This window comes from Streptomyces sp. NPDC037288, assembly GCF_055603265.1.
Genome location: NZ_JBVJVY010000126.1, coordinates 1 through 6203 on the forward strand (window position 1 = coordinate 1; position 6203 = coordinate 6203).

Genomic DNA, 6203 nt, shown 5'->3' on the forward strand with positions numbered 1-6203 from the left:
AATTCTCGGTGCGGCCGGCAGTGCCGGAGTACTGGCGCTGCACCCCGGCGGAGGTGGTGCCCTTCTTGACGAAGCCGGTGTCGTCAATGATCAGCACGCCGTCGTCGGCGCCGAGGTGTTCAGCGACGTAGGCTTGCAGGTCGTTGCGGATCTCGTCCGCGTTCCAGCAGGTGCGGGACAGCAGCCGTTGCAGGCCGTCAGGCGTGGCGTGGCCGGCGTATTCGGCGATCTGCCAGCCGTTCTTGCGGCCGACCGGGCCAAGCAGACCATGGATGTAGTCGCGCACCAGACGCCGGGGCTCCACACGCGTGAAACGGCTCCCGATCCGACGTAACAGCCTGCCAAGCTCCTCGTCCCACACGTTCGTGGGTGCATCCTCGATCACATAGGCGCACTGCCCGGAGCATTGTCACTACATACCGCGCGGCCACTCGTTGGGGCGGCACCCCACCAAAGACCGTTCCATGCCCCTGCCCACACCACTACACTCCCCACCCTCAGAACCCTGACCAGCAGAAATGGCGAAGTACTGCTGGAGTATTAGTACTGCAACGGTGCTTGCTGTGACTGGTGGCCAGGTCGGTCGTTGGTGTGGTTGTGGGTGGGGACCTTGCTGATGTCAGGTTGTGGGCGGGTGAACTGGAAGCTGTGCATGGGCGGTTCGTGCACCGTTTCAGCAGGTCGGAGCCGCGGGAGTCGGCACTTGCTTATATGCGGGGCCTGATCGCTCCGCTGCAGCGGAAGAACGGCTGGACGTTGGCGGAGGAAGCCGGCCATGCGGGCCCGGACCGCATCCACCGGATGCTGAACCGGATCGAGTGGGACGCCGATGAGGTGCTCGACGACGTGCGCCAGTACGTGGTCGACAACCTCGGCGACCGGGACGCCGTCCTGGTCGTGGACGACACGGGCTTTTTGAAGAAGGGGATGCGGTCGGCCGGGGTGCAGCGGCAGTACTCCGGCACCGCCGGGCGGACGGAGAACTGCCAGGTCGGCGTGTTCCTCGCCTATGCCACCGGCCGTGGGCGGACACTGATCGACCGGCGTCTGTATCTGCCCACCTCCTGGACCGATGACCGCGACAGGTGCCGCCGGGCCGGTATCGACGACGAGGTCGGCTTCGAGACCAAGGTGTCCATGGCGAAGGCGATGGTCCGCCGGGCCATCGCGGACAAGATCCCGTTTCGCTGGGTGACCGCGGATGCAGCCTACGGTTTCAGCAAAGGCTGGCGGTCCGAGCTGGAGCGGGCGGACGTCTTCCACGTCATGGCCACCACCCGGCACGACACCGTGGTCACCGGCTGGGCGATCGACCATCCTGTCCACGACCTGTTCAATGGCCTGCCACGGCAGAAATGGAAGCGCCGTTCCTGCGGCACCGGGGCTCACGGCCTGCGGATCTACGACTGGGCCCGCGTCGAGGTGCGGCCCTGGCACCGGCCCGACCGCCGCCACTGGGTGATCGCCCGCAGCAGCGTCGCCCGCCCCGCGGAGATCTCCTACTACATCGCCTACTGCCCCGCCGAGACCACACTTGACGACCTGATCCACGTCGCGGGCAGCCGATGGGCCATCGAGGAATGCTTCCAGAGCGCCAAGCAGGAATGCGGCTTGGACGACTACCAAGTCCGCCGCTACCCCGGCTGGCACCGCCACATGACCCTCGCCATGGCCGCCCACGCCTGCCTGACCGTCCTGCGAGCCCGCGAGCTGGATGCCGGAAAAGCAGAAACGGATCCTCCCAGCTCATCCACCTCAGCCTCGCCGAGATACGACGGCTGATCACCCGCCTAACCGACCGCCGGCCCACACCCGTCGAGCACATCCTGCACTGGTCGACCTGGCGCCGACGGCGACAGCACCAGGCCCGCATCAGTCACTACAAACGACGCGGACACAGTCCCTGACCTGGCCATCAGTCACGGCAAGCACCGTTGCAGTACTAGTGGTGATCACCACGAAGTCGCTGTTGACGCGGGAGACGAGGTCGAGCGGCGGGAGTTCGGGGTCGAACACGGCGGCGGCGAGGGGTTCGTCGGCGGCGACCTGCAGCCACTCCACGAGGGAAGCGGCACGTTCAGCACGGGGCCCCTCGGCTTCCGCCATCTGCTCCAGGGCGGCGAGCACTTGGGCCATGCAGGGGAAGGAGTGGTTCGCGGCCTGTTTGACGGCCTTCTTCAGCAGGGCACCGTACTCGGTCATCGGCCCTACGCCGAGCTGCACGGTCAGGTAGCTGAGCGTGTAGCGGGCGCCGACGGCCGGGTCGGCGAACACGCGCAGCGGATCGAGGGACAGTTCGGCTTTCGCAGCGTCGACGACCTGGCAGCGGCCCGCGGCGGCCGCGGAGGCGAAGCGGGCCCATTCCCGCTTCTTGGTGCGGTCGATGGCGATGACGCGGCCGCCGCGGTCGACGACGGAGGACGAGATCATTTTGAGCAGGACGCTCTTGCCGCCGCCGAGGTCGCCTGCGATACCGAAGGACGCGGAGGCGTTCTCGGCGGGGGCGTTGGCGATGTTGAGCAGGGTGGGAGTCACGGTGCCGACGTCCTGCGAGAAACCGATCATCGCGCCAGTGGGGTCGCCGAAAGCGTGCCCGTTCAGGGCGCCGTGCATGGCCCAGTCCTCGCCGAGTTCGTATTGGGTGTACTGGCGGGTGGCGCCGGGGCTGGTGGTGGCCGGCAAGGTTAGGGTGAACAGCTCTCCCTGACCGCCGCGCGGCCGCTGCAGCCGGAAGTTGGAGCCGCGCAGACGAGACTCAAGGCGTCCGGCGCGCTCGTCGCATTCAGCACCGGTCGTGCCCCAGACCGTCATGACGGTGACGGACTGGACCTCCACCTCGACGCTGTTGCGCCCGGCCCGCGCCCCGAGATCGTCCAGGTCCTCGGCAGCGTCGTGCATGTCCTCGGGCAGCCCGGTATCGCGCTGCGCCGCGTACTGCTCGGCCTGGTCGACCAAGTCCCTTTTCTTCTTGCGGACCTCCTCCACGACCTTCTCGGTCGGTACCAGCTTCATGTCGACCACCCAGTCGACGGGGAAGGGGAAACGGTCCAGCCAGGTCAGGAAGTCCCCGCTGACGGCGGTGAACTTGCGGGGCATCTCCGCCAGCGCCAGGTGAGCCTGGTAGGAGCAGCCGGCCTCGGTCTCCACCTGCAGCCACCGACGACCCGTCATGCTGTGCCGGCTTTTGCGATGGGCGGTCTTCTTCGCAGCGCTGCGGCCGCCGACGCTCTCGGCGTCTTCCTCGAAGCCGCCTTCCAGCAGCCGCACTTCGCCGAGGTCCGCGTGCGAGGGAGCGCGCAGGATGCCGCTGACCAGTCGGCTGCCTCGCGTCCCGGAGCGCTCGGCCTCGGCCAGCAGCGGCGCCTCCAGGCCGCGCGCGACGGAATGCTGGTGCATCCACACGATCTCCGCGGGGCGGGCCGGGCGCAGGCCGAGCCCGCCGCCGAGCTCCGCGGCCAGCTGACGGGCGCGCTGTTGGTAGTCGGCGACCTCGTAGGCCGACACGGGTGCCGGGGGCAGGCCGAGCATGCCGGCGAGTTCCGCCCATGCCGTGGCGAAGGCGGCGGACAGTTCCGCGCGGGCGCTGGTCTTCTCCAGCGGGACGGCCAGCCACAGGGTGCGCCGGTGCATCTCCACCGGTGTGGCAAGGTCCTCCCCCGCCAGCAGCCGCAGCTGTACGTCGGCGACCTCGGCCCAGTACGGGTGCCGTCGGTAGTCGACGCCCTCAATGGTGCGGGCGACGACCTCGCCGGGGTCGACGCGGGCGCACAGCCCGTACAGACGGGCACCACCGGGCAGGGAGCGCACCAGGGAGGTGACGCGGTACTGCAGTTCGTCGCGGGCCCGCTCGTCCATGTACCGCGATCCCTGCGGGGTCAGGGACCAGATGACCCATACCGTGCCGGAGGTGGACCACACGACGTTGTCGACGATGTGGCGGATGGCCAGCTTCACCGTCCGGCCTCCTGTCGGGCGCGCAGCATCTGCTGCAGGTGGGTGGGGGCCGGCCGGACAGCCGGGGTGGAGGGGCGTGTGCCCGCCGAACGACCACGGCCGCGTCGGCGCCGTCGAGGCTGGACGGGCCCGCTCGCCGTCGGGCACGAGCTGCGGGTGGTGCGGGTCTTCGCGGCCGCAGCGGGTTCGGGGCCGTCGGAGCTGAGGGCTGAGGTGGTGTCCTCGATGAGAAAGGTGCCGCCCAGGGCGTGAAGGCGTCCCCCGCGGGCGGAGCGGCCGCCGATCCGGCCGTTCTTCGGCTGCAGGGCGTACTGCACCCACCCGTAGGCGACCCACAGCGGGGAACGGCCGCCAATACGGGTTGCACGTGCCATCCACACCGCGACGCCGAGCCCCACGACGGGCACCGGCCCCAGGAATGACCACCAGGCGAAGGTCTTGATCAGTACGAAGATCCCGGCGGCGGCAATGACGAGCTGGGTGGGGGTATATGGGCCCAGCGGCAGCACCAGTCCCCCACCTTGCCCAGGACCCACGGGTGGCGGCGGGCACGGGTGTAGCTGCGGCCGACGCGGGGCACCGCGGCAGTGGAACTCATGCGTCCTCACCACCGGCCGGCGTGTGCGGGACGGGAGGATTGGGCCCCGGCGTCAGCGGCGCGTTCACCATCGGGGCGCCCTTGATGTTGGTCACCTCGTCCGTGACCGCGTTGGAGATGTTGGTGCGGCCGTTGTAGATGCCGTAGGCGATGACCAGACCGACGAGCGCGCCGATGCCCGCCTTCATCGAGAACTTGCGGACCACGGTGGCGACGACGATGGCCAGCAGGCCGAGCTTGAGACTCTTGTCGGCCCAGCCGGTGCCCACCGTGAGCAGGTGGTCGCCAATGTTCGCGAACTCACCCGCGAGAATCACGCTCTTCATCGCGTCCCCTCCCAACCGGCGACGCGGACGCCCGCGTGCGCGCTGATGCCGTGTACTGCGACGGCCGGCGTAGTGGTGGCCGACAATGCGGTCGTGCTGGCTTGGGTGTCGTTGGTCTTCGTGCCGGTGTCTTCCAGGCCGGACTGCAGGGCGACGACTTCCCACCGCCCGTCGCGGGCCTTGAGGTTCAACGCGTAGGCCAGCGGCCACTGCCCGCCGTCGCTGTCCTTGGCGGTGACCTGTGCCCGCACGCGCACGGTGGCGCCGTCCTTTCCGGCCGTTCCGTCCGTGCGGCCGACGGCCTTCAGATCATCCAGGGACACGGCAGTGAAGGCGGCAGAGGACAGGGCGGGCAGTGTGGTGCCCGGGGCCAGGTAGCGCTCAGCGCCGTCCCCGGCCCCCAGGTAGGCGCTCAGGAACTCGGCCACGGTGGACGACAGCGCCGACCCGGTGGGCACCTGGGTGCCGTAAGGGTCCTCCGGCTGATCCAGCACGGTCGGGCCGGCGACCTCGGCGGGCGCATCCATGACGGCGAAGGCCTGCTTCGACCCGGGCGAGCTGCCCGCGTCGGTGGCGACGACGGACAGGGCGAAGTACCGCACGATGCCCTGCTCGGCGGAACCCTGAGCGGAGTCCTTGAACTCCGCGGCAATGGTCACCGACCAGGCTCCGTCACCCTGCCGGGGGGTGCGCACCGCCGCCAGACGCTCCACCGTGGGGACAGGCTCGCCCCACGTAGGGGGCTGGACGGACGGCGCCATGACGCGCAGCTGGCGCGCGGCCGGGGAGTCCTCTCCGGTACCGCTGCGCAGCCACAGCCCGAGGATCAGCTCGGCGTACCCGGCCGGATCGGCGGCGGCCTCAGTGTGGTCAGCGGCCCGGGTCACAGGAGCCGGCTGGGTGCGCGCCGTCGGCTCACCGTGGGTGCAGCTTGCGATCAGCGCGAACGGGCCGGCGGCCACGGCGGCCCAGACCGCCACGCGCACCAGGCGGGTGCGCCGTACAGGCAGCGTCCGTGTATGGGAGGCCGCCGGGCGGGAGGCAGCCGGTCCGGCGGAATCGGGGCCGCTGCGATCGCGGCGGGGGAGGGCGGGCATGGACTGCTCCTCAGGGCAGAGGGGTTGGTCTGTGCCCCCACCTTTCGTCCCGGCCCTTACCGCCCCGCTTGCCACCAGCAGCCCCGTGGCGTCACAGGGGCATAACTTCCGGCCTGACCAGCCGTGGTAAGTGGCCTCTAATGGGCCTTGTCGGGCCGTGGGGAAGACTACGGTCCGTAGCCGCCAGCAGGTGAGCACTCCAGGTCTCCGAATCATTGCGAGTTCTGA

General features: G+C 69.7%; 6 protein-coding genes. 1 reads left to right on the forward strand and 5 read right to left on the reverse strand.

All coding sequences use genetic code 11. The features are described 5' to 3' along the window. Positions 1-361, reverse strand: a 361-nt coding sequence (locus tag ACZ7GZ_RS41890) for a transposase (protein WP_471032974.1), incomplete at its 3' end; no start/stop codon positions are given. A 236-nt stretch (positions 362-597) separates the two neighbouring features. Between ACZ7GZ_RS41890 and ACZ7GZ_RS41895 the strand changes: the two genes are divergently transcribed. Further along, the gene (locus ACZ7GZ_RS41895) at positions 598-1782 is read left to right on the forward strand and encodes an IS701 family transposase (RefSeq protein ID WP_360101244.1); all 1185 of its coding nucleotides are present in this window, start codon (positions 598-600) and stop codon (positions 1780-1782) included. Positions 1783-1872: 90 nt separating this feature from the next. Here ACZ7GZ_RS41895 and ACZ7GZ_RS41900 read toward each other — a convergent pair whose 3' ends face one another. From ACZ7GZ_RS41900 to ACZ7GZ_RS41915, 4 genes are all read right to left on the reverse strand, one after another. Then, on the reverse strand, positions 1873-3954 hold the full coding sequence (locus ACZ7GZ_RS41900; protein WP_471032964.1) for an ATP-binding protein: 2082 nt from the start codon (positions 3952-3954) through the stop codon (positions 1873-1875). Further along, positions 3951-4463: a hypothetical protein gene (locus ACZ7GZ_RS41905; RefSeq protein WP_471032966.1), complete on the reverse strand. Its 513-nt coding sequence runs from the start codon at positions 4461-4463 to the stop codon at positions 3951-3953. Before ACZ7GZ_RS41905 ends, ACZ7GZ_RS41900 begins: the two co-directional genes overlap by 4 nt. An 85-nt stretch (positions 4464-4548) precedes the next feature. Next, a complete protein-coding gene (locus ACZ7GZ_RS41910; protein WP_471032969.1) occupies positions 4549-4878 on the reverse strand; it encodes a hypothetical protein in 330 nt (109 codons plus the stop codon). Continuing rightward, positions 4875-5975 (reverse strand): conjugal transfer protein, encoded by a 1101-nt coding sequence (locus ACZ7GZ_RS41915; RefSeq protein ID WP_471032972.1) that lies wholly within the window; start codon positions 5973-5975, stop codon positions 4875-4877. Before ACZ7GZ_RS41915 ends, ACZ7GZ_RS41910 begins: the two co-directional genes overlap by 4 nt. Between the last annotated feature and the right edge of the window lie 228 nt (positions 5976-6203).

What these genes read in the sequence shown, in the direction of transcription:
- ACZ7GZ_RS41910 (WP_471032969.1), bottom strand. Translation starts at nt 4,878, where the DNA reads ATGAAGAGCGTGATTCTCGCGGGTGAGTTCGCGAACATTGGCGACCAC.
- ACZ7GZ_RS41915 (WP_471032972.1), bottom strand. Translation starts at nt 5,975, where the DNA reads ATGCCCGCCCTCCCCCGCCGCGATCGCAGCGGCCCCGATTCCGCCGGA.